The organism is Nocardia australiensis (genome assembly GCF_020733705.1).
Lineage (GTDB): Bacteria > Actinomycetota > Actinomycetes > Mycobacteriales > Mycobacteriaceae > Nocardia > Nocardia australiensis.
In genome coordinates this window covers 2,717,325-2,741,203 of record NZ_JAJFZM010000001.1, presented here as the reverse complement: position 1 = coordinate 2,741,203, position 23,879 = coordinate 2,717,325, and the positions used below count along the sequence as shown (strand labels likewise).

Sequence of the window (23,879 nt, the reverse complement as noted above, 5' to 3'; positions counted from 1 at the left end):
TCGTCGATCGTCTGGCCCTGGCTGGCTACATCTACCTCGAGCTGCGTCAGTCCGTGATCAGTGTGGCGGCGGCGGTGCGGATGATCTCGGGGATCTCGATGGGTTCGCGGGTTTCGGTGTCGACGTAGACGTGGACGAAGGTGCCGGTGGCGGCCAGCTCGAGGGTGGTGCCGTCTTCACGGAAGATCGCCAGGTCATAAGTGATGCTGGAGCGGCCGAGGCGGGAGACGCGCAGGCCGACCTGGAGTTGGTCGGGGAAGCTCAGCGAGCCGAGATACTGGCAGGAGGTCTGGGCGACCACGCCGAGTGCGGGCAGTTCCCGGATGTCGGTGCCGGTGGCCCGCATCAGCCACGCGTTGACGGCGGTGTCGAAGTACGAGTAGTACGTCACGTTGTTCACGTGGCCGTAGTGGTCGTTATCGGCCCACCGCGTCGGTACCGGCCAGAGCACTGGATACTGCTGCGTCACCCGGCCGACGATAGCTCAGCGGGGGGTGACGCCGTGGCGGTGGTCGCGCGGGCTGACCCCGAAGTGCCGTTTGAACGCGGTACTCAGCGCGAAGGCGCTCCCATAACCGACCTGCCGCGCAATGGATTCCACGGTCGCGTCGGACTCGGCGAGCAGATCGGCGGCCAGTGCGAGCCGCCATTCGGTAAGGAAGGCCATCGGCGACTCCCCGACCAGATCGGTGAACCGGCGGGCCAGCGCCGCCCTGGACACTCCGACCGCCGCGCCCAGGCTCGCCACCGTCCAGCCGTGCGCCGGGTTGTGCTGCAGCAGGCGCAGCGCCTTGCCGACCAGCGGATCGCGGTAGGCGTGATACCAAGCGGGCGCGTCATCGCGGGCAAACCAGGCGCGCAACGCCGTGATGAGTAGCAAGTCCAGTAGCCGGTCGAGCACCGCGCTCTGCGCTGGCTCGTCTTTCGTGGCCTCGTCAACGAGCAGGTCGAGCAACCGAGTGTCGAGATCACCGCGCGCCAGCACGGCGACCGGTGGCAGCGCACGTAAAAGCCGCTGGCTGACCGCACCGACGCCTTCGTAGGTGCCGGTAACCATCATGGTCGCGCCGTTCGGATCGGTGCCCCATTGACGCACGCCGAGATCGAGTGTCTCACAGAGGATTTCACCGTCCGGAGTCTTCGTCACATTGCCGGGATCGATGATGATCCGCGGTTCGGTACCGGGTTCGTCGGCGACGATGTACGGATCGGGTCCGCGCACGATGGCGAGGTCACCCGTGTTCAGCCGCCGTGGCGCTGCCGCCCGCGCGCCCGGCTCGGCGATGATCCAGCCGGTACCGCGGATCATCGACACCACCGTGAGCGCGGCCTCGTCCTGGATGCGCAGCGACCACGGCGGATCCAGCAGCGAGCACATTACGAACGCACCACGGGCGCGTGGACCTTCAAGCAGACTGGCGAGCACATCCACTCCACGACACTAGACGAATGCACATGCCGGTGAGACGCTGAACCATGTTCCGTCTCAGCCTGGAACTCCGAGACCGCCGACGGGGTCCGGCGCACACTCGGCTGCGAGCCAAAGGATTTCGCAGAATATCCGCACGCGAGAGCGCCGCCACCGGCGGGTGGCACATCGACGGGTGATGAAAATACGCGGACCGACGCGTCCGGCAACGATCGTCGGTACCGTCGAACGGTGACAATCTCGACGGTCGCCCCCAAGGTCCGCGTCGCCCGCGCTGCGGTGTTCGTCGTCTTCGCCCTGAACGGATTCCTGCTGTCCATGTGGGTGGTGCACATCCCGGCCATCACCGACCGCACCGGCGTCTCGAAATCCACACTCGGCATGTTCATTCTGCTGATGGCCGGTGCGGGCATTATCGGTATGCGGATCGCGGGACCGCTCGCCGATCGGCTCGGCAGTCGGACGCTGGTCGGCGCGGCGGCCGGCATCGTCTCGCTCGCCGTGCTCGGGCCGGGCCTGGCCACCGGCGCGATCACGCTCGCGGTCGCGTTGGCCTGCTTCGGCTTCGGCAACGGCGCGTTGGACGTTTCGATGAATACCCAAGCGGTACATGTCGAACGGGCCTATCGACGCCCGATCATGGGAGCGTTCCACGCCCTGTTCTCCGGTGGCGGTCTACTCGGCTCGCTGATCGGCGCGGCGACATTGCGGGCCGGCTGGGACGTTCGATTGACGTTGACGCTGGCGTCGATCGTGGGACTCGTCGTCACGTTTGTCGTGGTGCCACGGCTATTGCGCGACGCCCGCTCCGATTCGGAAGTGCCCGACGAATCGGCGGTGTCCGCCGTGACACCCGCGCGTTCGAAGCGGAATCGAAAAGTGCTGGCGCTGGCTGCTATCGCCTTCGCCATGCTGCTCGCCGAGGGCGTCGCCAATGACTGGAGCACGCTACAGATGCGTGAGCACCTCGGTGTCGCCGAGGCCACCGCGGCGCTGGCGTTCAGCGCCTTCTCCGTCACCATGACCGCGGGCCGGTTCGCGGCCGATCGGCTCAGCGGTGCGGTCGGGCGCGTCGCGGTGGTCCGCTACGGCAACGCGATGGCGGCGCTTGGGATCGGGCTGATCATCGTGTCCGGCTGGTTACCGCTGAGCCTGCTCGGCTGGGCATTGGCCGGGCTCGGCCTTTCCGGTGGCATCCCGCAAATATTCACCGCCGCAGGCAATCTCGGCTCCGACCGGCCCGCGACAGATATGTCCCGAGTCGTCGGGCTCGGCTACCTCGGATTGCTCGCCGGCCCCGCCGTGATCGGCTGGCTCACCGCCGTCATCCCGCTCACCGCGGCCATGAGCGTTCCGCTTGTCGCGGTGCTGTTGTGCAGCCGCTACGCCAGTGTGGTTGCCCCGCAACAGCGCTGAGCACCGGCGGCATCCGCGCGGGACACCGCGGTGCCCCGAAACTATCGGTATGTTCGACAGATGTTTGATAACAACAGACTCGAGCGCAAGATCGAACGCCTCGAGCGCAAGCTCGACCTGGTCATCAAACACCTCGGCATTACCGACCCGAGCGCGACCTTCGGACACGCCGAAATCGACGAACTCATCCAGCAGGGCAAGAAGATTCAGGCGATCAAGCTCTATCGCGAACTGGACCCCACCGCCGGCCTGCGAGAAGCGAAGGAAGCGATCGAGTCGCGCGAACACCACATCCGCTAGAGCTGACCAGGCTTCGGACTTACTCGTCCTCCACCATCCACCCGCTCAGATCGGTGCTGGTTCGCGCTGCGTTTACCGCCAGCGTGGTGAAGTCCATGGTGAAGCTGTCGCCGATCGCGTCGCGCAGGCGCTTTGCCCGCCGAAAGCCCGCTTCCACGAACGGAAGCGGGCTTCGGCAACCCCGGTGCGGGCCTGAGAGAGCTCGTGCGCCGGGGGATTGTGAGCGGCTCGAACGCTACCGCGCACCGGCCGTTCTCGCTTGTTACAGCGCTTTCAGTTCTTCGGTGACCGCGCCGACGGACTTCTTGGCATCACCGAAGAGCATGGAGGTGTGGTCGGCGTAGAACAGTGGGTTATCGATACCGGCGAAGCCGCTGTTCATGGAGCGTTTCAAGACGATGACGCTCTTGGCCTGGTCAACGTTGAGGACGGGCATACCGTAGATCGGGCTGCTGGCGTCCTCGCGGGCGGCAGGGTTGGTGACGTCGTTGGCGCCGATCACCAGGGCCACATCGGTGCGGCTGAATTCGCCGTTGATGTCGTCCATTTCCTTGAGCGCGTCGTAGGAGACCTCGGCCTCGGCCAGCAGCACATTCATGTGACCGGGCATGCGACCGGCGACCGGGTGAATGGCGTATTTGACCTCGACGCCCTTTGCTTCCAGCAGGGCGGCCATTTCCTTGACCGCGTGCTGGGCCTGAGCGACGGCCATGCCGTAGCCGGGCACCACGATGACCTGGTTGGCGTAGGCCATCTGGATCGCCGCGTCCGCCGCGCTGGTCGCCTTGGCCTGCTTGGCCTCGCCGTCACCACCCGCGCCGGGCGCCGTGCCACCGCCACCGAATCCACCGGCCACGATCGCCGGGATGGACCGGTTCATCGCTTTGGCCATGAGGTTGGTGAGGATGGTGCCGGACGCTCCGACGATCATGCCCGCCACGATCATCGCGGTGTTGTTCAACGCCAAACCAGCCGCCGCTGCCGACAAACCGGTCAACGCGTTGAGCAGTGAGATCACCACGGGCATATCCGCACCACCGATGGGCAGCACGACCGCGAGACCGAGCACACCGGCCAGCACGAGCACCGCGATCATCCACACCTGTGACACACCGTCATTCGTCGCGCCGACGCCGATCACCACCGCCGCCGCGATGGCGCCGACGAGCAGCAGCAGGTTCAACGGTTGCTGCAGCCTTCCCAGGCCGATCGGACGACCTGGCAGGATCTCCTGCAGCTTGCCGAACGCGACCAACGATCCCCAGAACGACACCGAACCGATGATCGCCGCGAACAACGAGCCGACCACGATGTGCACGGTCGGTTCTTCATCGAAGTGCGAAAAGCCCTGGGAATTGATGAATTCCGACCAGGCGATCAGCGCGACCGTGCCACCGCCGACACCATTGAACGCGGCGACCAACTGTGGCATGGCGGTCATCTTGGTGAACTTCGCCGGCGGCACGCCCAGCGCGATACCGACCACGAGCCCGGCGATGATCAGGATCCAGTTGCTGGTGTGGCGCACCGAAATCAAGGTCGCGACCACGGCGATGAACATACCGACCGCGGCGATCAGGTTGCCGCGCACCGCGGTTTTCGGCCCGGTCAGGCCCATCAGGCCGTAAATGAACATGCCGAACGCGACGATGTAGAGGCCATTGACCAGGTAGGTCACATTGTCGAAGGTATGCATCACTTGTCCGCCTTCACCGGTGCGGCCTTCTTGCCCTTGAACATGCCCAGCATCCGGTCGGTCACCACGAAACCACCGATGACATTCAGCGTTCCGAACACCACCGCGACGAACAGAATGATCTGCGTCAGCACCGACGGATCCTGCACGTTGCCGAGGGTGACCAGCGCACCGAGCACCACGATGCCGTGAATCGCGTTGGTGCCCGACATCAGTGGCGTGTGCAGAGTATTGGGGACCTTGGAGATAACCGCGAACCCGACGAACCCGGACAGCACCAGGATCGCGATGTTCGCGAGAAGTTCGGTGTACATCAGGCATCCACCTCACGTGTCACACAGGAATCGGCGAGCACCTGGTCATTGAAATCGGGTGCGAGCTTCCCGTCGACCAGCATCAGTTCCAGTAACGCGGCAATGTTTTTCGAGTACAGCTCACTGGCATGCTCGGGCATCGTCGCGGGCAGATTCAGCGGCGAGGCAATCGTGACGCCGTGCTTCACCACGGTCTCACCGGGTTCGGTCAGCTCGCAGTTACCACCGGTCTCACCGGCCAGATCCACGATCACGCTGCCCGGCCTCATGCCCTCGACCGCGGCGGCGGTAACCAGCCGCGGTGCGGGACGACCCGGCACCAGCGCGGTGGTGATCACCACGTCGAAGCCCTTGATCGCGTCCTCCAAGGCCTGCTGCTGCTCGGCCTTCTCCGCATCGGTGAGCTCACGCGCGTACCCACCCTCCCCGGCGGCGTCGATACCAAGATCCAGCCACTGCGCACCCACCGAACGCACCTGATCGGCGACCTCCGGCCGCACGTCATAACCGGTGGTGCGGCCACCGAGGCGCTTGGCCGTGGCCAGCGCCTGCAGTCCGGCGACACCGACACCGAGCACCAGCACAGTCGCCGGCTTCACGGTGCCCGCCGCCGTGGTCAGCATCGGGAAGAACCGTGTCGATTCCGACGCGGCCAGCAAAACCGCCTTATACCCCGAGACATTGGCCTGCGAGGACAACGCGTCCATCACCTGCGCACGCGAAATTCGCGGAATCGCCTCCACCGCAAAGGCTTGCACCCCAGCGGATTTCAGCGCTCCGATCTGATTATCGGCATTACGCGGGGCGAGGAAGCCGATCAGGGTCTGCCCGCTCGACATCTTCGCCACCTCCACGTCACTCGGCGCGGCGACCTTCACCACCACATCGGACGACCACGGGTCGCCGATCGTCGCGCCTGCCTCGACATAGGCCGCGTCAGGAATGAGCGCACCCCCACCAGCACCCGCTTCGACCACCACTTCCACGCCATGCTTGCGCAGACTCGGGATGATCTTGGGCACCAATGCGACACGCCGCTCGCCCGCGTTAGACTCGCGAACGACTCCGACACGCGCTCCGCGCGGCGGCTGATCGCCTACGCTCTGCGTTGTCTCCACTTGTCAGACTTCCTTCTCGTGGTGAGCTTCAAGCAACCGGTCAATGGCCGGACGATGTTACTTCAGAGTAAGTTCTCCCAAATCCTCGCAACTGTACCCGGCTGGCGGTGAGCCTAGCTGAGATGCCCGTCACACATTCACGCCGGATTGCGCCGGAATTTCCGTTTCCTGGCCGATTCCGGATACGCCGCCCTGCTCGTACGCCGTATGGTCGGCGATGTGAACGACTGCGTCTTCTGCCGCGTCGCAGCAGGTGAGGCTCCGGCGACGAAGGTCCAGGAGGACGACCCCCTGTGCGCCTTCAGAGCGGGCAGCCCGCTGGACACCCAGGAAGGAAGACAGCGATGACCGATCCAACGCTGGACCGCACCGAGCTGACCACCGCACTGTCGCAACAGTGGGACGCGATCGCGGCGCTGGTCTCGGATATCGACGAAAACCGCTGGCACACACCATCCACGCTGCCCGACTGGACGGTGTTCGACGTCGTCGCCCATGTCATCGGCACCGAATCATGGCTGCTCGGCGAGCGTCCGCCCGCGCACGATCCGGCGCGGGAGAAGGTCGACGTGCGCACGCTCGCACACGTGCGGAACGAAACCGCTGTACTCAATGAGATCTGGGTCGACCGGTTGCGGCCGCTGCCCGGCGCCCGGCTGCTCGAGCTCTATCGCGACGTCACCGATCGCAGGCGCAAAGCCCTCGCGGCCATGGGCGATGCCGAATGGCAGGCCGAAACGCCCTCACCCATCGGGCAGGTCGCCTACGGCCGGTTCATGCGGGTGCGACTGTTCGACTGCTGGATGCACGAGTTCGATATCGCCGATGCCCTCGGCGTCCACGTCGACGAGGGCGGCAGGCGTGGCGAGCTGGCCTTCGCCGAACTCGCTGCGTCGATTCCCCGCGTGGTCGTCAAGGGCGGCAAGGCGCCGGACGGCGCCCGGATCACCTTCGAGCTGACCGGTCCGCTGGCGCGGACACTGCACATCCAGGTGACAGGCCGCGCGGGCTATGTCGAGGCGTTCGACGAGCCCGCCACCGTCGAAATACGCCTGGACTCGGGGCTTTTCGTTCGCCTCGGCGGTGGCCGTACCGCGGCCGAGGAGCACCTCGACGACATCGCCGTCACCGGTGACGAACAGCTCGGCCATCAATTGGTGCGCAATCTGGCCTTCACGATCTGAGTCGCGGTGCGACTATTCCTGTCCAGCTACCGATTCGGCGCGCATTACGATCGGCTCGCGGCATTGGTCGGCACCCCCGGCCGAGTCGCGGTGATTCCCAACGCGTGTGACGCTTGGCCCGCCGCTCGGGCGGGCGCTGTCACCAGCGATACGGTGCCGCTGCATCAGCTCGGCTACACCCCTGAAACGCTCGACCTGCGTGAGTTCATCGGCCGGACAACGGAATTGGAACGCACACTCGCCGAATTCCCGCTGGTGTGGGTGCGCGGTGGCAATACTTTCGTGCTGCGCGCCCAATTCGCCCGCAGCGGAGCCGATCTCGTACTGAAGAAACTACTGGCCGCCGACGCACTGGTGTACGCGGGCTATAGCGCGGGCGCCTGCGTCATGACACCCGACCTACACGGCCTCGACGACATGGACGACCCCGCCGAGGTCGCGCCGACCTGCGGTGTCGAACCACAGTGGGACGGGCTGGGTTTGGTCGATCGCGCGATCGTTCCGCATATCGACTCCGCCACCGACCCCGACGGCTACGGCAACCGCCTCGCCGCCCGCTACCGCGCCGAGGGCACACCCCATTGGGCGCTCACCGACGACCAGGTGATCGTGGTCGACGAGGGCGAAGTCCAGGTTCTGCGCTAGCCGCCGCAAGACCTATTCGGTTCACGAAAGCTGGGCGTCCCCGCGCCGGAACACCACCCACCGCATCGCGCTGTAGATGTAGACCGCCTCGCAGGCACCGGCCAGCAGCCGCGCGAGGTGATACTCCAGCCCCAGCGCGGTCAGCCCGCTGCCGACACCGAGGATAAATACGACGTAGTTGATCGCGACCACCACGACATACACCACGGCCTGCTTACCGACCGGCGCGTGCGAGTGAAAGTTGAAGGTGCGGTTGAGCACGAAGCTCAATCCGAACGCGCAAACATACGCCACCGTCACCGACAACCAGACCGGAAGTCCCCACCAGCCGTGGCACATGGTCAACAGAGTGAGATCAACACCGAAGGTGAATCCGTTGATCAGCGCGAAGCCGAGGAAACTCGGCGCGACAAGACGATTCAGCCCCCAGGGCAGACGCGCGACAACGGCCTCACACCAGCGAGTGAATCGGTCCGCCACAGTATCGGTGGTGGTCGGGAGGCCGGGCACGGCGCAAGCATGGCAGCGGCAGGTGTCCGCCAGGTGATCACCGGGCAAACCGGCTGGTCAGATGGGGCTAGCCAGCCAAGTCGGATCAGCCGAGTTGGGTGCGTGGCGGCTTGCGGTCGAGTGCCGACCAACCGGCCAGGCAACGGCGCACGGTCACATCGTCGGCGTCGGTCAGCAATGCGTCCAGTAGTACTCGTGGATCGCGACGCCACTGCTCGGCCAGTTCGGCAAGGGTCTGCTTGTCGAACATTCCCGATCGATCCAATGCGGTGAGCCATTCGGTGTGCTCCCCCGCGTGAACGCGAGACAGCACGCCGGGATCGATGCCGCCCGCGATGAAATCGCCGGAGAACATGGCCGCGACCAATTCCCTGCGGCTGTGCGATTCAACGTGCATCCGATCAACCCCTTAGCTGTGGTACGACCAATAAACGGCTCGCCCCCGAATAGCAAGCCCCCTGCTGTGGCATTGTCTCCCCCGAAGCGGTGCGGGCACCAGCCGCTGCGACGCGATCCACACCATCGATCTACCAGCCTTAACGGGCGAACCTCACGCTGTAGCGTGAGTTCTGTGGATGTGCGCGACCTCATCGACCGGCTGCCCGGCGGCTCGGTCATCACCGACCCCGACCTGCTGTACGGATACCGCCAGGACTGGGCGCGCGACCCAGGCGCGGGCAATCCTCTTGCTGTCGTTCGCGCATCCGGCACCGCCGATGTCGCCGCGACGCTGCGCTGGGCGAACCAGCACCGGATCGCCGTCGTGCCGCGTGGCGCCGGATCCGGACTGTCCGGCGGTGCCACCGCCGTCGACGGCGGAATTGTGCTGAGCACCGAGCGGATGCGCGCCATCACGGTGGATCCCATCACCCGCACCGCAGTGGTCCAGCCGGGTCTGCTCAACGCCGAGGTCAAACGCGCGGTTGCCGAGCATGGGCTGTGGTATCCGCCGGACCCCTCGTCGTTCGAGATTTGCTCGATCGGCGGCAACGCGGCCACCAACGCGGGCGGCCTGTGCTGCGTGAAGTACGGCGTGACAGCCGATTACGTGCTCGGCATGGAAGTGGTGCTGGCCGACGGAACGGTGGTGCGCCTCGGCGGGCCCCGGCTCAAGGACTCCGCCGGTCTGTCGCTGACCAAACTGTTCGTCGGTAGCGAGGGCACCCTCGGGGTAATCACCGAGCTGACATTGCGACTGCTACCCGCGCAACCGCCGCAGAGCACCGTCGTCGCGTCGTTCGCGACGCTGACCGACGCCACCACGGCCATCCTCGCCATCACCGGGACGCTGCGGCCGTCCATGCTCGAATTCATGGACGCGGTGGCGATCAACGCCGTCGAGGACGAGATGCGCATGGGCTTGGACCGCGAAGCCGCCGGCCTGCTGGTCGCCCGCTCCGACGCGCCTGGCGAATTCGCCAGGCGGGAAGCCGAAATCATGGTCGCCGTATGCCAGCGGGAAGGTGCCACAGAGGTCTTCCACACCGAGGATCCCGAGGAAGGTGCGGCATTCACCGCGGCACGGCGATTCGCCATTCCGGCAGTGGAGAAACTCGGCACGCTGCTGCTCGAGGACGTCGGCGTGCCACTGCCCCGCCTCGGCGATCTGATCACCGGCGTCGCCGCGATCGCCGAACGAAATGATGTGATCGTCTCGGTCATCGCGCACGCGGGTGACGGCAATACCCACCCGCTGATCGTGCACGACCCGACCGACGCCGCGATGACCGAACGCGCGCACGCGGCCTTCGGTGAGATCATGGATTTGGCAATCGCGCTGGGCGGCACCATCACCGGCGAACACGGCGTCGGCAGGTTGAAGAAGGCCTGGCTGCCCGATCAGCTCGGCCCCGACGTGATGGCGCTGACCCGACGTATCAAGGACGCGCTCGACCCGCACAGCATCCTCAATCCTGGCTCGATTCTGTAGACCAGGCACAACCGCACCGACACTGCTGGAACATTCCCGGCCGAGAAGGAGTTTCACCGGACTATGACCACCAGGCTCGAGCACAACATCGCCGATACCCGCTTCGAGATCTATATCGACGACACCCTCGCCGGGTACGCCGATTACGCCGAGGCCGAGGACCGAAAGGTCCGCGATTTCCACCACACCATGACCTTCCCCGAGTTCCGTGGCCTCGGCGTGGCAGGCCAGGTGGTCGAGTACGCGCTCAACGAGTCACGCGCCGAGGGCTTCACGGTCGTCCCCACCTGCTGGTACGTCGAGAAGTACATCGCCGAGCATCGTGAATACGCCGACCTCGTCGCCTAGTACGCCCGCAGGCGCGCTGCCAGGATCGGACCGCGCGGTAGTCGGCTACCTGGCGCACCAGTTGCAGGTAGTCGGCGTAGAGGTGTTCCAGGTCGGTGGCGGTCATGGCCGCGAAGGTGCCGCCCTCGGCTTGCAGGAGTTCGGCGGCACGCTCGGCGAGCGGGGTTCCCGGCAGCGGTGCTCCGAGTCCGATGGGTTCGCCGGGGATCAGCGGCGCGGTCAATGTCGCCGATACCAACAGGTCGGTGGCGTATCCGAACCGCAGCGCGCCGAGCTGGGCCGGTGACAGCGGAAAAGAATCAGTCGAAAGTCGTTGTGTCATAAACCGATCCCGCCGGTTCAGCCAAAGGTGTGCCGCCCCGCAGGCATTGGCTCGCTCGCGATCTGTGCGTCGTGTGTCGCGTCGACGGTCAACCGGCCGACCACCTCGCGCCGGATGTGCGCGGGCAGCGTCGGCGCGAACTTCTTGATGTAGGCAGACATCCACTCGGGCCGACCAACCAGAAACGGGAAATCGCTGGTCATCATGGTTCGCACGACCAGCATCGGGATCGGCGCGTCAAGCGGATGGAAGTTGTCATTCCACAACCCGGGTTGGCCGCATCCCGGATAGAACTGCCCGAGCATGGCGCCACGCTCGACGAACTTGGTCTTGAGTTCCGCGTGCAGTTCGTCGATCAGGTCGTAGTCCCGCAAGTCGGGCAGCGTGGTCATCAGGACGCGCAGCAAGGACGCGTTACCTTCGACCGGTTCCAGGGTGAGCAACGCGTTCAGAGCGTCGTCGACTACGAGCCGGACGAAGTCGGGCCATGGTTTCGCACCGGGTATGCGGCCGACCCACATCAGGTCTTTTCGCATCGAAGGCCCCGAATATGGACAGACCGGTCCATCGCGCCCAAGGTCCGAACTCGGCGCGGTGAGGTACTCCTCGACCCACTTCCGGACCGCGTGCACTGTGGCCTTCGTATCCGGACAGGGTATTTCAGAAGTGGACAGTGGGATCCATTTGAGCCCTGACTGTGGTCCAATAATGATCTTGGACATAAACTCACCTCATTACGCTCGAGGTTCAAGTATCTACCCTCGTAGCATCGATTCCTATACGCAATGAGCTACGTGCATCACCGGGGCAATGGTTCAATAATCCGAGTACAAATTTCAATCTTCGAGCACAGAAATGCATAAGACCAGGTCAAGCCCAGATAAGGTAGCTCAAGAGCGTTGACTCATCACTGATGTCGAATCACTCGGGCAATCCGGTACTCATTTACCCATCTTCACTGACAAAACTGGCGGCCCCATAATTTGCGTTACCAATTGTTAGCCGCATGCCCGAAGTGCATCAATTTGGACACAATAGAACAACCGAACGGATTTGAATCTCTTAGGAACGTTTGTCCGGTCCCAAAAAAATAGGGTGGTCCGGGGGATTTTCCGGACCACCCGTCGGTTTTGGGTACTCAGCCTCTGAGCAGCGCGCGCGACATCACGACACGCTGGATCTGGTTGGTGCCCTCGTAGATCTGGGTAATTTTGGCGTCACGCATCATCCGCTCGACCGGGAAGTCGGTGGTATAGCCCGCGCCGCCGAAGAGCTGGACGGCATTGGTGGTGACCTCCATGGCCACGTCGGAGGCGAAGCACTTGGCGGCGGCGGAGATGAAGCCGAGGTTCTTCTCACCACGCTCGGCGCGGGCGGCCGAGGTGTAGACCATGAGGCGGGCGGCCTCGATCTTCATCGCCATATCGGCGAGCATGAACTGGGTGTTCTGGAAGTCGGCGATCGCGGTGCCGAACTGTTTGCGGTCCTTGGTGTAGGCGATCGCGGCGTCCAGCGCGCCCTGCGCGATACCCACAGCCTGCGCACCGATGGTCGGGCGGGTGTGGTCGAGGGTTTGTAGCGCCGTCTTGAAGCCGGTCCCCGGCTCGCCGACGATGCGATCACCCGGGATGCGACAGTTCTCGAAGTACAGCTCCGCGGTGGGCGATCCCTTGATGCCGAGCTTATGCTCCAGCGGGCCGACCACGAAGCCCTCGTCGTCCTTGTGTACCAGGAACGCCGAGATGCCGTTGGCGCCCTTCTCGGCGTCGGATACCGCCATGACGGTGTACCAGGAAGACTTGCCACCGTTGGTGATCCAGCACTTGGAGCCGTTGAGGACCCAGTCGTCGCCGTCGCGTTTGGCGCGAGTGCGCATGCTCGCGGCGTCGGAGCCCGCCTCCCGCTCGGACAGTGCGTAGGACGCCATTTCGCCGTTGACGATGTCCGCCAGCACCTTCTTCTTGAGCTCCTCGGAGCCGTTGAGGATCAGGCCCATGGTGCCGAGCTTGTTGACCGCTGGGATCAGCGAAGACGAACCGCAGACACGCGCGACCTCCTCGATGACGATGCAGGTGGCTACCGAGTCCGCACCCTGACCGCCGTACGCCTCCGGCACGTGCACCGCATTGAAGCCCGCGGCGGTCAGCGCGGCGACCGCCTCGTCGGGGAAGCGAGCGCTGCCGTCGACGTCCTTCGCGTGCGGAGCGATCTCTTTCTCCGCCAGCCCGCGGATAGCCGCACGCAGTTCGTCGTGGAAGTCCTCGAGTTGGAACAGTTTGAAATCGGGGTTTCCCGCCATGGGGCACGCTCCTGGTCGTCGGGTCGTGATCGCTGCGTTCGCCAGAACTGTCAGCACGTCGGCACTCAGTGCCAGATCGACTTCGAGTATACGCGCAACTATCGACGTCAAGTGCAGTTACACCATGGCACCGAGTGTCACCACGCTGGCGGCGTTCACAGACTACCCAGCCGCTGCGTCACAAGATCGGCGATCTGTCGCGGCGGCATGTCCCTCGGGAAAACCGCGACCACCAATTCATCCGCGCCGGACCCGCCGGCGGCGCCGCGCGGTATCGCGGCCAGCTCGACCCGCAGGTCCGCCGCCCCCGCATCGGATTCACCGCGCACCATCCGTCGCAACAAATAGTTGTGCGTCGCGGTCACCGTCGCGGTGAACTGCACCCGCGCCAAATCCGGCGCGTCGGGCAGCCGATCGCGCAGATAGTCGGTGAACAGCCGCTCGTAGCGGAACACCGTCACGATCTCGCGCTCCCGCAGCGCGGGCACCTGCCGCACCACCCGATACCGCCGCTGCGCGATCTCACGCAACTGCGTGAACCGCTCGAACACCTGCACCACCGCGGCGCACACGACCTCCCACGGATCCCCCCGCGCCTGCGTCAAGAACTCCGCGGCCAGCGCCAACTGGAACTCGTGATCGGCGAAGATCACATCCTCTTTCGACCGGAACTGCCGAAAGAACGTCCGCCGCGAAATCCCGGCAGCCTCGGCGATCTCATCGACACTCGTCGCTTCGTACCCCTGTTCGGCGAATAAGCGCAGCGCCTGATCCACCACGGTCAGCCGGAACCGCGCCGCGTCATCCGCATCGTGAGCCACGGGACTAGCCCAGCAGCTTGGCGCGCAGTGCGTTGTCCTTTTCCCGCACCATCTCCTCCAGACCGGCCTGGAACTTTTCCATGCGCGTGCGCAGGTCCGGGTCGGCGGCGGCGAGGATCCGGACCGCGAGGAGACCGGCGTTGCGGGCGCCACCGATGGAGACTGTCGCCACCGGGACGCCTGCGGGCATTTGCACAATGGACAGCAGCGAGTCCATGCCGTCGAGGTATTTGAGGGGAACGGGGACGCCGATGACCGGCAGGGCGGTGGCCGAGGCGACCATGCCGGGCAGATGTGCGGCGCCACCCGCGCCCGCGATGATCACCCGCAGGCCGCGGCCCGCGGCCTCGCGCGCGTAATCGAGCATGCGCTGCGGGGTCCGATGGGCGGAGACGACACCCACCTCGAAGCGAATCCCGAACTCCGCCAAGGCTTCCGCGGCGGCCTCCATGGTCGGCCAATCGGAATCGCTGCCCATGATCAAGCCTACTAACGGGTTACTCACCGTGGGGATCCCATCCGTCGGTCCATACCGCGCACGACATCCAATGTGCCGCACGCTCAGCCTTTTCCCGCACCACAGCGACATCGTCGCCGAGCACGTTGATATGCCCGATCTTGCGGTTCGGGCGTTCGCTCTTGCCGTATAGGTGCACCTTCGCGTCGGGAATTCTGGCGAAGAGGTGGTGTAGCCGCTCGTCCATCGACATGGCGGGCGCCTCGGCGGCGCCGAGAATATTCGCCATCACGGTGACCGGGACCAGCGGAGTGGTATCGCCGAGGGGATAGTCGAGCACGGCGCGCAGGTGCTGTTCGAACTGACCGGTGCGCGCGCCGTCCATGCCCCAGTGTCCGGAGTTGTGCGGGCGCATCGCCAGTTCGTTCACCAACAGGGTGCCGTCGTGGGTCTCGAACAGTTCCACGGCCATCGCACCGACGACGCCCAATCCATTCGCCAGGTTCAAAGCCATTGTTTCGGCCTGGGTGGCAAGATTCTCCGATAGTCCGGGCGCGGGCGCGATCACCACCGCGCACTGGCCGTTGCGCTGCACCGTCTCCACCACCGGCCAGGTCGCGGCCTGACCGTAGGGCGAGCGGGCCACCATCGCCGACAGTTCCCGCTGCAAATCCACCTTCGCCTCGGCGAGCAGTGCGACGCCGTGCGCGAGTTGATCGGTCACGATCTCCTCGGCCTCGGCCGCGGACTCCGGCATCCAGACGCCACGTCCGTCGTAGCCGCCCCGCACCGCCTTGAGCACGATCGGCCAGCCGTGCTCGGCACCGAATGCCACCGCGTCGGCCGGTGCCGTCACCTGGGTGAAGGCGGGCACCGGCAGTCCGAGCTCCGACAGCTTCGTGCGCATGGCGAGCTTGTCCTGCGCATAGATCAGCGCCTGCGGCGGCGGCTGCACGTTCACGCCCTCGGCGACCAGCGCCCGCAGGTGCTCGGTAGGCACGTGCTCGTGGTCGAAGGTCAGCGCATGCGATCCGACAGCCGCCTTGCGCAACGCGGTCAGGTCGCTGTGACTGCCGAGCACTACCTCGGGGCTGACCTGCGCGGCCGGATCGTCGGGGTTCTCGGCGAGCACCCGCAGCCGCTGACCGAGCGCGATAGCCGCCTGGTGCGTCATCCGCGCGAGTTGGCCACCACCGACCATGGTGACGGTTGGCATAACTGACGGATCGAAGGACCTCACGTCGTGCAATCTTGTCATGTCGGGTGGCAAACATTGGTACCGGTACACTCTGACCTTGTGTCATTCGTCGACGACGTGGTCAGCGTCCTGCCCCAGCCGATGCGGGAAATCGCATACCGGCACCATGAACTGATCAAATTCGCCATCGTCGGCGCGACCACGTTCATCATCGACAGCGGGATTTTCTACGGCCTGAAGTGGACGGTGCTGGACACGAAACCGGTTACGGCCAAGATCATTTCCGGCGTTATCGCCGTGATCGCGTCCTACATCCTCAACCGCGAATGGTCGTTCAAGAATCGCGGCGGCCGGGAGCGTCATCACGAGGCATTGCTGTTCTTCGTGGTCAGCGGTATCGGCGTGGTCCTCGCCTTCGTGCCGCTGTGGGTGTCGAGTTATGTCTTCGATCTGCGGCAGCCGAATGTGAGCTTCTCCGTCGAGAACATCGCCGACTTCGTCAGCGCGTTCATTATCGGCAATCTCCTGCAGATGGCATTCCGCTTCTGGTCGATGCGCCGCTGGGTGTTCCCGGACGAAATGACTCAGATCGTCGAGGAATTCGAGGATCTGATCGGTGAAGAGCGACTGGGACACACCTGAACCGAAACGTCACCGGCCGAACCGGATCTCAGCGCGGCTCCGGGACCTGCGCGCCATTTGACGGCCGCGACGACGCGCTCGATCCGAGGAACATCGCGAACAACGCGGGCCGGCGCCGTTGCAGTTCCAACCGGCCACCATCAGCCTCTATCAACGCCCTCGCCAAGGCCAAACCGACACCGGTCGATCCGCCGGCGGAGAAGCCTCGATCGAAGATGTGCGGGGCGAGCTCATCGCGCACGCCTTCGCCCTCGTCGGCGATCTCCACCACCACCAACGGCTGCCTGTCGCTCACGGTGCGCACGGTGCGAACCGAAACCGTGCAGGTGCCACCACCGTGCATGAGCGCATTGTCGACCAGCACCGCCGCCGCCTCACGCAGCCTCGAACCGGTGATCGGCGCGCGCAACGAGTCGTCACCAACCAGCCGAAGTATCCGCCCGGCCTCGGTGAACGGGTGCGTCCACTCGTCGACGACGCCGCGCAATTCCTCCATCACCGGTACCGGGTCGCGATCGGCGGCGTCCTCGTCCCGGGAGGCGCGGACCAGATCGTCGATCGCGTCGGTCAACCGGTCGACCTGCGCCATCGCCTCCTCGGCTTCGTGCACCACAGCCGGGTCGGAGTGGGTGGACAATTCGTCGAGCCGCAGCCGCACCGCGGTCAGCCTGCTGCGCAGTTGATGCGATACATCGGCGACGAGTGCGTGTTCGCGCTGTAAGCGGCCCGAGATTTCCACCGTCGCCGAATCGAGTACGTCCGAGACTCGATCCAATTCGGAGATGCCATGCCTGCGTGGGTCCGGCCGAAAATCGCCCATCGCGAGCCGCGCTGCCCTCGCGGCGACATCGCGCAGCGGATCGGCCACCCGGCGGGCGGTGATCATCGCCACCGAGACCGCGGCACCGAGCGAGGCGAGGACGGCGAAACCGACAACGCCGACAGCCTGCTGCTGCCGCAGATGCATCGGTCCCGAGGGCACCTCGAGACGTAAAGATCCCTCGGTACCCATCGACAGCGACTCCACCAACGGATCCCGCACCTGGTCCGCACCGATGTCGAGACGTGAGGCATTGTCACGCGGAGCCGGGTAGATGATGGTGAGCTTGCCGTCCTCGGGTATCAACGGCCGAAAGGATCGGGTATCGAGTTCACCGAGCACGATTCCATCGCTGTCTTCCTGGGAGATGATCTCCGACGCGATTCGCTCCAGCCTGCTCTCCAGATCTTTGCGGGTGATGTCTTCGACCCACAGCCAGGCGGTGTAGATGAGGGGCACGCCGAGCACCACCGTGGTGATGGTCAGCACGGCGAGGATGGAGCGCAGAATTCTGCGGCGCACGTCAGTCCGTGTTCAGCCGGAAGCCGACCCCGCGGACGGTGACGATGCGCCGCTCGGCCATCGGCCCCTCGTCCCCGATCTTGCGACGCAGCCACGACATATGCATGTCCAAGGTTTTGGAACCGCGCAATTCGGCGTCCCCCCACACCTCGCGCAGAATCGTCTCGCGCGCCACCACCTGCCCCGCACGATCGATCAGTACCTTCAGCAGTTCGTATTCCTTGTTGGCCAAACCGATTTCGACGCCGTTGACCAGCACCCGGCGGGCGGCGGGTTCGAGCCGGATACCGCCGACCTCTACGACGTCATCACCGATTCCGCTGCGCCGCAACAAGGCTCGCACCCGGGCCAGCAATTCCGCAAGCCGGAAGGGTTTGCCGACGTAATCGTCGGCGCCCGCATCGAGCCCGACCACGAAGTCCACCTCGTCGGTTCGCGCGGTCAGCATCAGCACGGCCAGGTCGGCACCACGCGCCCGCACCTGGCGGCACACTTCCAACCCGTCCATGCCCGGCAGTCCGAGATCGAGAATCAACAGATCGTGATTGCCCTCGAGCGCGCGGCGCAGCACGGCCGGTCCGATGCGCTCCACCGTCACCGAATACCCCTCCCGCCCCAGGGCTCGGGACAGCGGCGCGGCGATGGCCTCGTCGTCTTCGGCCAGTAGTACTGCGGTCATAGCCTCAGATTACGGATCCGGGCGCCCGCCACCTGGCAGGTCATCGGTAGCCGCCGCTGGGGGCGCCCGGACGACCGCGGTCGTCCCAGCGCGGATCGCCATTACCCTGCGATTGCTCGAACACCTGGCGATACAGCAGCGAATGAACCTGCTGGACCTGTGGGATGTCGTCGTATTCGAGAGGTTCATCCGAAGACGAACCGATGATCAGCGTGCCGGTACCGAGCAGGCGGTCGAACAGACCGTGGCGGAACTGCACACTCGAGATGCGACTCATCGGGATATCGATCCCGGTGTGGGTAACCACGCCCTGCCGGATGAGCACCCGACGGTCGGTCACGATGAAATGCGTCGACTTCCAACTGATAACCGGTGCGACACAACGCCATCCGAGGATGGCAAGCCAAACGACGAGGATCACCACAAGCAGAATCGACCGAGTGGTCTCCTCCGCGTTCCGCCAAGCGAGCCCCCCGAGGAAACCGGCGAGCGCGGTGGCGACGATGAGCGTGACAACCGGCCAGAACAGCATTTTCCAATGCGGATGACGATGGAGTATCAATTGCTCGTCCGGCGCGAGCACCTCCTCCGGATAACCCATGCCCGAACCCTACCGCGTGCGGACGCCGGATTCTGGACACCAGGGCACGGCGTGCTGCACAATCGTCACCTCGCGCAGACGTTTCGCGCACCTGATTTTCACCCGCATGCTGTTTCTGTCCGCTCGACGTAGCGACGAACGCTCTACCTGCGGAAATACCATGTCCTGCTAGACAAAATGTCGATTACGACCGTGGAGGCGTAAGTGACCAAGGATCTGACTCAGCTCGAAATCCTGACCGAACTCGAACCGGTGGCCGAACAGAATCTGAACAGGCACCTCTCGATGGTGAAAGACTGGCACCCACACGACTACGTCCCTTGGGACCAGGGCCGCAATTTCGCGGCGATGGGTGGTGCCGACTGGGCTCCGGAACAGTCGAGGCTGAACGAGGTCGCCAAGGCGGCGATGATCACCAACCTGCTCACCGAGGACAATCTGCCCTCCTACCACCGGGAGATCTCGGAGAACTTCTCTTCCAGTGGCGCCTGGGGCACCTGGGTCGGTCGCTGGACCGCCGAGGAGAACCGGCACGGCATCGTCATGCGCGACTACCTGGTGGTCACCCGCGGTGTCGACCCGGTCGCTCTCGAAGAGGCCAGGATGATCCACATGACCAGGGGCGCCCACTCACCCGACAACTGGGGCGGATTTCTGATCAATGTCGCGTACGTGACCTTTCAGGAGCTCGCTACCCGCGTCAGCCACCGCAATACCGGCCGGGTCTGCAACGACCCGGTCGCCGACCGCATGTTGCAGCGTGTCGCCGCCGACGAAAACCTGCACATGATCTTCTACCGGAATCTGTGCGCCGCCGGGCTCGACCTCGTCCCCGATCAGGCGATGGAGGCGATCACCATGATCCTGACCAACTTCGTGATGCCCGGTTACGGTATGCCGAACTTCCGCCGCAACGGCGCGATGATGGCCAAGTACGGTATCTACGATCTCCGCCAGCATCTCGAAGAAGTGGTGCAACCAGTACTGAAGAAGTGGAACATCTTCGAGCGCAACGACTTCGGGCCACGCGGTGAGGCCGCACGGGAGAATCTCGACACCTTCCTGGTGAAGTTGTCCGCTGACGTGCTGAAGTTCGAGGAACAGCGCGATCGCATGTTCGCGCGGGAAGCCGCGAAAGGAATCATCCAGCCGGTATGAGCCCGGCATCCGGACGAAAGCCGGGATCCAGCAAGGGATCCCGGCTTTCAGCTGTCGGCGCGCAGGTGCGTGACGTCGCCCGCCGACACCGCCTGATCACCGATCAGCAGACGTCCTGCGGAGTCGATGTCGGTGGCGGTGCCGGTCAGCGTCTGCCCGCCCGGCAACTCGGCGCGCACCCGCGCACCGATCGTGGCGCAACGATCGCGGTACGCGGCGATCAGGTCGGTGGTCGCCCAGTCCGCTGCACGCCATGCGGTGAACCGGCGGGCGAATTCGGTAAGCAGCGACCCGACCAGCACGGTGCGGTCGGTGACGGCGGCGCCCGACAGCGTCAGCGAAGTAGCGTGCGGCACAGGCAGTTCCGACTCGGTGAGGCTCACATTCAGGCCGACTCCGATCACGATGGCCGGTGCGGCACCGGACGCGGCGACCTCGGCCAGAATGCCCGCGACCTTGCGGCCATCGATCAGCACATCGTTGGGCCATTTGAGAACCGCGTCCACCGCTGCGGTGGCGCGCAGCGCGTCCACCACCGCGACGCCGGTGAGCAGCGGCAGCCACCCGAGCCGTGCCGGGTCGATACCGGGTAACCGCACGAGCAGCGACATCGAAATCTGCGCGCGCGGCGGGCTCACCCAGGTGCGGGCATGCCTGCCACGGCCGTGCACCTGGGTCTCCGAAAGCAGCACGCTGCGATCGATGTCCGGTTCACCGGCCCGTGCGACCAGATCGGCATTGGTGGACCCGGTCGACTCCACCACATCGATGTGGGAGAAGAACGACAGGCCGGGCGAGTCGATACCGCGCCGCAACTGCTCCACGTCCAACGGTGGTCTTTGCATGACCGCAGGCTACGCGGTGCGCACCGAAGGCCGTCGCGGCTATCGGGCGAGTTCGAAATCCCGATGTCGCGCCGGTGCGACTCCGCGGTTGTCCTCGCGGTCGGGATCATCCTCATCGGCCTCGGCCCGAACTTCCGCGTCGAGCACGGTCGGCCGCGTCGGCACCGACTGCCAGCTTGTCCAGGCCGCCGCGGCGGCCCGTTCGGCGACGGTTCTACCCCATGCCCACATTGCCCCGCTCCTCCCCTGAGCCGAAAACCGATACCCGAGGCTATCGGGCACAGGTGTCGCGCACCACCGATTTTCGCCCCGGCGAAACGGCGAATTCGCCTGTCGGCGAAGCCATACCGACGGTTGCGTTCGTTGCGGCATTCGACCAGGAATTTTCTTGTGTACGTCCATAGTGCGACGCGAATCTAGCTGCGGTTTTCTACTCACCGGTAGCGACCACTGGGTTCGTGCGTGGCACTGGCACTCGTTACACTCCGAGCCATGACGAGCGTCCAGCAGCAGCCCGTGCCGGAATCGGCGGGCGACCCCGATATCCACACCACCGCCGGGAAACTGGCTGACCTGCGGAATCGGCTGGAAGAAGCACAGCACCCAATGGGTGAGGCCGCAGTCGACAAGGTGCACGCCAAGGGCAAGATGACCGCCCGAGAACGCATCCTGGCACTGCTGGACGAGGGGTCCTTCGTCGAGCTCGACGCGCTCGCCCGCCATCGCAGCGTGAATTTCGGCCTGGACGGCAACCGGCCACTCGGCGACGGCGTGGTGACCGGATACGGCACCATCGACGGCCGCGACGTCTGCATCTTCAGCCAGGACGTCACCGTGTTCGGCGGCAGCCTCGGCGAGGTCTACGGCGAGAAGATCGTCAAGGTAATGGACCTGGCGCTCAAGACCGGCCGCCCGCTGGTCGGCATCAACGAGGGCGCGGGCGCGCGCATCCAGGAGGGCGTCGTCTCGCTCGGCCTCTACGGCGAGATCTTCCACCGCAATATCCAGGCATCCGGCGTGATCCCGCAGATCTCGCTGATCATGGGCCCGGCCGCGGGTGGCCACGTCTACTCCCCCGCGCTGACCGACTTCGTGGTGATGGTGGACGGCACCAGCCAGATGTTCGTTACCGGCCCGGACGTCATCAAGACGGTCACCGGCGAGGACGTCACCATGGAGGACCTCGGTGGCGCGCAGACACACATGACGAAATCCGGTGTGGCGCACTACGTCGCCTCCGGCGAGCAGGACGCCCTCGACTACGTCAAGGACCTGCTCGGCTATCTGCCGAGCAACAACCGCGCCGAAGCACCGCGCTTCCCGGCCACCGACCCGATCAACGGCGCCATCGAGGATTCCCTCACCGACGAGGACCTCGAGCTGGATACGATCATCCCGGACTCGCCGAACCAGCCCTACGACATGCACGAGGTCATCCGTCGTCTGCTTGACGACGACGAATTCCTCGAGGTGCAGGCCGAGCGCGCGATGAACATCATCTGCGGCTTCGGCCGCGTCGACGGCCGCAGCGTCGGCATCGTGGCCAACCAGCCCACCCAGTTCGCCGGCTGCCTGGATATCGACGCCTCGGAGAAGGCCGCGCGCTTCGTGCGCACCTGCGACGCGTTCAACGTTCCGATCATCACGCTGGTCGATGTGCCCGGCTTCCTGCCGGGCACCGGCCAGGAATACAACGGCATCATCCGGCGCGGCGCGAAGCTGCTCTACGCCTACGGCGAGGCCACTGTGGGCAAGATCACGATCATCACTCGTAAGGCCTATGGCGGCGCCTACGACGTCATGGGTTCCAAGCACATGGGTGCCGATGTGAACCTCGCCTGGCCCACCGCCCAGATCGCCGTAATGGGCGCTTCGGGGGCCGTCGGCTTCGTCTACCGCAAGCAGCTGCAAGAGGCGGCGAAGAACGGCGGCAACGTCGATGAGCTGCGGCTCGAGCTGCAGAACGAATACGAGGACACCTTGGTGAACCCCTACGTCGCCGCCGAGCGCGGCTACGTGGACGCGGTCATCCCGCCCTCGCACACGCGCGGCCAGATCGTCTCCGCGCTGCGTCTGCTCGAGCGCAAGATGGTGACGCTGCCGCCGAAAAAACACGGCAACATCCCGCTCTGAACGAGCGATAACCACCATGAGTCGCGCACACTGGATTGCGGTGACCGTAATCGGAATGGGTGCCGGAGGGTGATCACCGCACCGTTCGACACCGACTCAGGACACGCCCGATCGAGTTAGCCCGATCGAGTCAGAGAGAGGATCTGGCACTGTGACGACCGTGGCAGAAGAAGATGTGTTGACCGCCGCCGAACTGGATCTCACCGTTGACCCGATCGCAAAGGTCGACGTCGAGGTCGAGATAACCGTGGGCATGATCGCCCCGGCTGCCGACACGGGCGAAGCGCCATTCATCCAAGTGATCAAGGGAGCGCCGAGCGATGAGGACGTCGCGGCGTTGGTATGTGTACTGACGGCAGCCGCTAACAGTGGCGGCCAGACCGGTCCGGCCGGCCCGGCCGACGGCTGGGGTCGCCCGACCCTGATGCACCGCGGCACCTCGCCGTTCTCGCCGTACGCCTTCCCACAGCTGTCACACCTGCGCGACTGATA

Annotated in this window: 28 protein-coding genes and 1 pseudogene; 11 read left to right on the top strand and 18 right to left on the bottom strand. The window is 65.1% G+C overall.

Annotated elements, in window-relative coordinates:
- Window positions 1-46: 46 nt before the first annotated feature.
- On the bottom strand, window positions 47-469 hold the full coding sequence (locus tag LKE06_RS12380; RefSeq protein ID WP_227998758.1) for an acyl-CoA thioesterase: 423 nt from the start codon (window positions 467-469) through the stop codon (window positions 47-49).
- 15 nt (window positions 470-484) lie between these two features.
- Complete coding sequence (locus LKE06_RS12375; RefSeq protein WP_227998757.1) at window positions 485-1,432, bottom strand: AraC family transcriptional regulator; 948 nt, start codon at window positions 1,430-1,432, stop codon at window positions 485-487.
- 234 nt (window positions 1,433-1,666) lie between these two features.
- On the opposite strand from LKE06_RS12375, the gene LKE06_RS12370 reads away from it, so the two are divergent.
- Window positions 1,667-2,845 (top strand): MFS transporter, encoded by a 1,179-nt coding sequence (locus LKE06_RS12370; protein WP_372477363.1) that lies wholly within the window; start codon window positions 1,667-1,669, stop codon window positions 2,843-2,845.
- Window positions 2,846-2,905: 60 nt separating this feature from the next.
- A complete protein-coding gene (locus LKE06_RS12365) occupies window positions 2,906-3,145 on the top strand; it encodes a hypothetical protein (protein ID WP_227998755.1) in 240 nt (79 codons plus the stop codon).
- Window positions 3,146-3,164: 19 nt separating this feature from the next.
- On the opposite strand, the gene LKE06_RS12360 is transcribed toward LKE06_RS12365, so the two are convergent.
- From LKE06_RS12360 to LKE06_RS12345, 4 genes are all read right to left on the bottom strand, one after another.
- Window positions 3,165-3,302, bottom strand: a complete 138-nt coding sequence (locus LKE06_RS12360; RefSeq protein WP_227998754.1) for a hypothetical protein — start codon at window positions 3,300-3,302, stop codon at window positions 3,165-3,167.
- Between the two features lie 105 nt (window positions 3,303-3,407).
- Window positions 3,408-4,823: an NAD(P)(+) transhydrogenase (Re/Si-specific) subunit beta gene (locus tag LKE06_RS12355; protein ID WP_227999422.1), complete on the bottom strand. Its 1,416-nt coding sequence runs from the start codon at window positions 4,821-4,823 to the stop codon at window positions 3,408-3,410.
- A 17-nt stretch (window positions 4,824-4,840) separates the two neighbouring features.
- The gene (locus LKE06_RS12350) at window positions 4,841-5,155 is read right to left on the bottom strand and encodes an NAD(P) transhydrogenase subunit alpha part 2 (protein WP_227998753.1); all 315 of its coding nucleotides are present in this window, start codon (window positions 5,153-5,155) and stop codon (window positions 4,841-4,843) included.
- Window positions 5,155-6,273 carry a Re/Si-specific NAD(P)(+) transhydrogenase subunit alpha gene (locus tag LKE06_RS12345; protein WP_227998752.1) on the bottom strand — a complete coding sequence of 373 codons (1,119 nt, stop codon included), beginning with the start codon at window positions 6,271-6,273 and terminating at the stop codon, window positions 5,155-5,157. Before LKE06_RS12345 ends, LKE06_RS12350 begins: the two co-directional genes overlap by 1 nt.
- A gap of 344 nt (window positions 6,274-6,617) precedes the next feature.
- Here LKE06_RS12345 and LKE06_RS12340 point away from each other — a divergent pair, with 344 nt between their 5' ends.
- Both LKE06_RS12340 and LKE06_RS12335 read left to right on the top strand, forming a co-directional pair.
- Complete coding sequence (locus LKE06_RS12340; protein ID WP_227998751.1) at window positions 6,618-7,457, top strand: maleylpyruvate isomerase family mycothiol-dependent enzyme; 840 nt, start codon at window positions 6,618-6,620, stop codon at window positions 7,455-7,457.
- 6 nt (window positions 7,458-7,463) lie between these two features.
- Window positions 7,464-8,102: a Type 1 glutamine amidotransferase-like domain-containing protein gene (locus tag LKE06_RS12335; protein ID WP_227998750.1), complete on the top strand. Its 639-nt coding sequence runs from the start codon at window positions 7,464-7,466 to the stop codon at window positions 8,100-8,102.
- A 21-nt stretch (window positions 8,103-8,123) separates the two neighbouring features.
- Here LKE06_RS12335 and LKE06_RS12330 read toward each other — a convergent pair whose 3' ends face one another.
- Together LKE06_RS12330 and LKE06_RS12325 are read right to left on the bottom strand one after the other, a co-directional pair.
- Window positions 8,124-8,612 carry a GtrA family protein gene (locus LKE06_RS12330; protein WP_227998749.1) on the bottom strand — a complete coding sequence of 163 codons (489 nt, stop codon included), beginning with the start codon at window positions 8,610-8,612 and terminating at the stop codon, window positions 8,124-8,126.
- A gap of 85 nt (window positions 8,613-8,697) precedes the next feature.
- Window positions 8,698-9,009 (bottom strand): hypothetical protein, encoded by a 312-nt coding sequence (locus LKE06_RS12325; RefSeq protein WP_227998748.1) that lies wholly within the window; start codon window positions 9,007-9,009, stop codon window positions 8,698-8,700.
- Window positions 9,010-9,183: 174 nt separating this feature from the next.
- On the opposite strand from LKE06_RS12325, the gene LKE06_RS12320 reads away from it, so the two are divergent.
- The 3 genes and pseudogenes from LKE06_RS12320 to LKE06_RS12310 all read left to right on the top strand — a co-directional run bounded on the left by LKE06_RS12320 (window position 9,184) and on the right by LKE06_RS12310 (window position 11,176).
- Window positions 9,184-10,542, top strand: a complete 1,359-nt coding sequence (locus LKE06_RS12320) for an FAD-binding oxidoreductase (protein ID WP_227998747.1) — start codon at window positions 9,184-9,186, stop codon at window positions 10,540-10,542.
- Between the two features lie 54 nt (window positions 10,543-10,596).
- Window positions 10,597-10,890 (top strand): annotated as a pseudogene (locus tag LKE06_RS12315) (GNAT family N-acetyltransferase); the annotation flags it as partial.
- Complete coding sequence (locus LKE06_RS12310) at window positions 10,865-11,176, top strand: hypothetical protein (RefSeq protein WP_227998745.1); 312 nt, start codon at window positions 10,865-10,867, stop codon at window positions 11,174-11,176. The pseudogene LKE06_RS12315 and the gene LKE06_RS12310, both read left to right, overlap by 26 nt.
- Before the next feature lie 53 nt (window positions 11,177-11,229).
- Here the strand turns inward: LKE06_RS12310 and LKE06_RS12305 are convergent, their stop codons facing one another.
- The 5 genes from LKE06_RS12305 to LKE06_RS12285 form a co-directional block, all read right to left on the bottom strand.
- Entirely contained in the window at window positions 11,230-11,934 is a 705-nt protein-coding gene (locus LKE06_RS12305; protein WP_227998744.1) for a DUF6875 domain-containing protein, read from the bottom strand.
- 416 nt (window positions 11,935-12,350) lie between these two features.
- Window positions 12,351-13,511, bottom strand: coding sequence for an acyl-CoA dehydrogenase (locus LKE06_RS12300; RefSeq protein ID WP_227998743.1), 1,161 nt, complete (start codon window positions 13,509-13,511; stop codon window positions 12,351-12,353).
- 155 nt (window positions 13,512-13,666) lie between these two features.
- Window positions 13,667-14,332, bottom strand: a complete 666-nt coding sequence (locus tag LKE06_RS12295; RefSeq protein ID WP_227998742.1) for a TetR family transcriptional regulator — start codon at window positions 14,330-14,332, stop codon at window positions 13,667-13,669.
- A gap of 4 nt (window positions 14,333-14,336) precedes the next feature.
- Complete coding sequence (gene purE, locus LKE06_RS12290) at window positions 14,337-14,810, bottom strand: 5-(carboxyamino)imidazole ribonucleotide mutase (protein WP_227999421.1); 474 nt, start codon at window positions 14,808-14,810, stop codon at window positions 14,337-14,339.
- 19 nt (window positions 14,811-14,829) lie between these two features.
- The gene (locus LKE06_RS12285; RefSeq protein ID WP_227999420.1) at window positions 14,830-16,005 is read right to left on the bottom strand and encodes a 5-(carboxyamino)imidazole ribonucleotide synthase; all 1,176 of its coding nucleotides are present in this window, start codon (window positions 16,003-16,005) and stop codon (window positions 14,830-14,832) included.
- 81 nt (window positions 16,006-16,086) lie between these two features.
- Here LKE06_RS12285 and LKE06_RS12280 point away from each other — a divergent pair, with 81 nt between their 5' ends.
- Window positions 16,087-16,629, top strand: a complete 543-nt coding sequence (locus tag LKE06_RS12280) for a GtrA family protein (RefSeq protein ID WP_227998741.1) — start codon at window positions 16,087-16,089, stop codon at window positions 16,627-16,629.
- Between the two features lie 28 nt (window positions 16,630-16,657).
- On the opposite strand, the gene LKE06_RS12275 is transcribed toward LKE06_RS12280, so the two are convergent.
- From LKE06_RS12275 to LKE06_RS12265, 3 genes are read right to left on the bottom strand one after another with little or no spacing between them, the layout of a single operon-like run.
- Window positions 16,658-17,971, bottom strand: coding sequence for a sensor histidine kinase (locus tag LKE06_RS12275; RefSeq protein ID WP_227998740.1), 1,314 nt, complete (start codon window positions 17,969-17,971; stop codon window positions 16,658-16,660).
- A 1-nt stretch (window position 17,972) separates the two neighbouring features.
- Complete coding sequence (locus LKE06_RS12270) at window positions 17,973-18,650, bottom strand: response regulator transcription factor (RefSeq protein WP_227998739.1); 678 nt, start codon at window positions 18,648-18,650, stop codon at window positions 17,973-17,975.
- Between the two features lie 40 nt (window positions 18,651-18,690).
- On the bottom strand, window positions 18,691-19,251 hold the full coding sequence (locus LKE06_RS12265; protein ID WP_227998738.1) for a PH domain-containing protein: 561 nt from the start codon (window positions 19,249-19,251) through the stop codon (window positions 18,691-18,693).
- A gap of 204 nt (window positions 19,252-19,455) precedes the next feature.
- Between LKE06_RS12265 and LKE06_RS12260 the strand changes: the two genes are divergently transcribed.
- On the top strand, window positions 19,456-20,409 hold the full coding sequence (locus tag LKE06_RS12260) for an acyl-ACP desaturase (RefSeq protein WP_227998737.1): 954 nt from the start codon (window positions 19,456-19,458) through the stop codon (window positions 20,407-20,409).
- 47 nt (window positions 20,410-20,456) lie between these two features.
- Here LKE06_RS12260 and LKE06_RS12255 read toward each other — a convergent pair whose 3' ends face one another.
- Together LKE06_RS12255 and LKE06_RS12250 are read right to left on the bottom strand one after the other, a co-directional pair.
- A complete protein-coding gene (locus tag LKE06_RS12255; RefSeq protein ID WP_227998736.1) occupies window positions 20,457-21,254 on the bottom strand; it encodes a biotin--[acetyl-CoA-carboxylase] ligase in 798 nt (265 codons plus the stop codon).
- A gap of 39 nt (window positions 21,255-21,293) precedes the next feature.
- Complete coding sequence (locus tag LKE06_RS12250; RefSeq protein ID WP_227998735.1) at window positions 21,294-21,485, bottom strand: hypothetical protein; 192 nt, start codon at window positions 21,483-21,485, stop codon at window positions 21,294-21,296.
- Window positions 21,486-21,746: 261 nt separating this feature from the next.
- Here LKE06_RS12250 and LKE06_RS12245 point away from each other — a divergent pair, with 261 nt between their 5' ends.
- Together LKE06_RS12245 and LKE06_RS12240 are read left to right on the top strand one after the other, a co-directional pair.
- Window positions 21,747-23,387, top strand: a complete 1,641-nt coding sequence (locus LKE06_RS12245; protein WP_227998734.1) for an acyl-CoA carboxylase subunit beta — start codon at window positions 21,747-21,749, stop codon at window positions 23,385-23,387.
- Window positions 23,388-23,538: 151 nt separating this feature from the next.
- The gene (locus tag LKE06_RS12240; RefSeq protein WP_227998733.1) at window positions 23,539-23,877 is read left to right on the top strand and encodes an acyl-CoA carboxylase subunit epsilon; all 339 of its coding nucleotides are present in this window, start codon (window positions 23,539-23,541) and stop codon (window positions 23,875-23,877) included.
- Window positions 23,878-23,879 lie beyond the last annotated feature (2 nt).

Excerpts from the sequence above, each read along its gene's own strand:
- LKE06_RS12365 (WP_227998755.1), top strand. The coding sequence starts at position 2,906 with ATGTTTGATAACAACAGACTCGAGCGCAAGATCGAACGCCTCGAGCGC.
- LKE06_RS12350 (WP_227998753.1), bottom strand. The coding sequence starts at position 5,155 with ATGTACACCGAACTTCTCGCGAACATCGCGATCCTGGTGCTGTCCGGG.
- LKE06_RS12340 (WP_227998751.1), top strand. The coding sequence starts at position 6,618 with ATGACCGATCCAACGCTGGACCGCACCGAGCTGACCACCGCACTGTCG.
- LKE06_RS12325 (WP_227998748.1), bottom strand. The coding sequence starts at position 9,009 with ATGCACGTTGAATCGCACAGCCGCAGGGAATTGGTCGCGGCCATGTTC.
- LKE06_RS12305 (WP_227998744.1), bottom strand. The coding sequence starts at position 11,934 with ATGTCCAAGATCATTATTGGACCACAGTCAGGGCTCAAATGGATCCCA.
- LKE06_RS12300 (WP_227998743.1), bottom strand. The coding sequence starts at position 13,511 with ATGGCGGGAAACCCCGATTTCAAACTGTTCCAACTCGAGGACTTCCAC.
- purE (WP_227999421.1), bottom strand. The coding sequence starts at position 14,810 with ATGGGCAGCGATTCCGATTGGCCGACCATGGAGGCCGCCGCGGAAGCC.
- LKE06_RS12285 (WP_227999420.1), bottom strand. The coding sequence starts at position 16,005 with ATGCCAACCGTCACCATGGTCGGTGGTGGCCAACTCGCGCGGATGACG.
- LKE06_RS12270 (WP_227998739.1), bottom strand. The coding sequence starts at position 18,650 with ATGACCGCAGTACTACTGGCCGAAGACGACGAGGCCATCGCCGCGCCG.
- LKE06_RS12265 (WP_227998738.1), bottom strand. The coding sequence starts at position 19,251 with ATGGGTTATCCGGAGGAGGTGCTCGCGCCGGACGAGCAATTGATACTC.
- LKE06_RS12255 (WP_227998736.1), bottom strand. The coding sequence starts at position 21,254 with ATGCAAAGACCACCGTTGGACGTGGAGCAGTTGCGGCGCGGTATCGAC.
- LKE06_RS12250 (WP_227998735.1), bottom strand. The coding sequence starts at position 21,485 with ATGTGGGCATGGGGTAGAACCGTCGCCGAACGGGCCGCCGCGGCGGCC.
- LKE06_RS12245 (WP_227998734.1), top strand. The coding sequence starts at position 21,747 with ATGACGAGCGTCCAGCAGCAGCCCGTGCCGGAATCGGCGGGCGACCCC.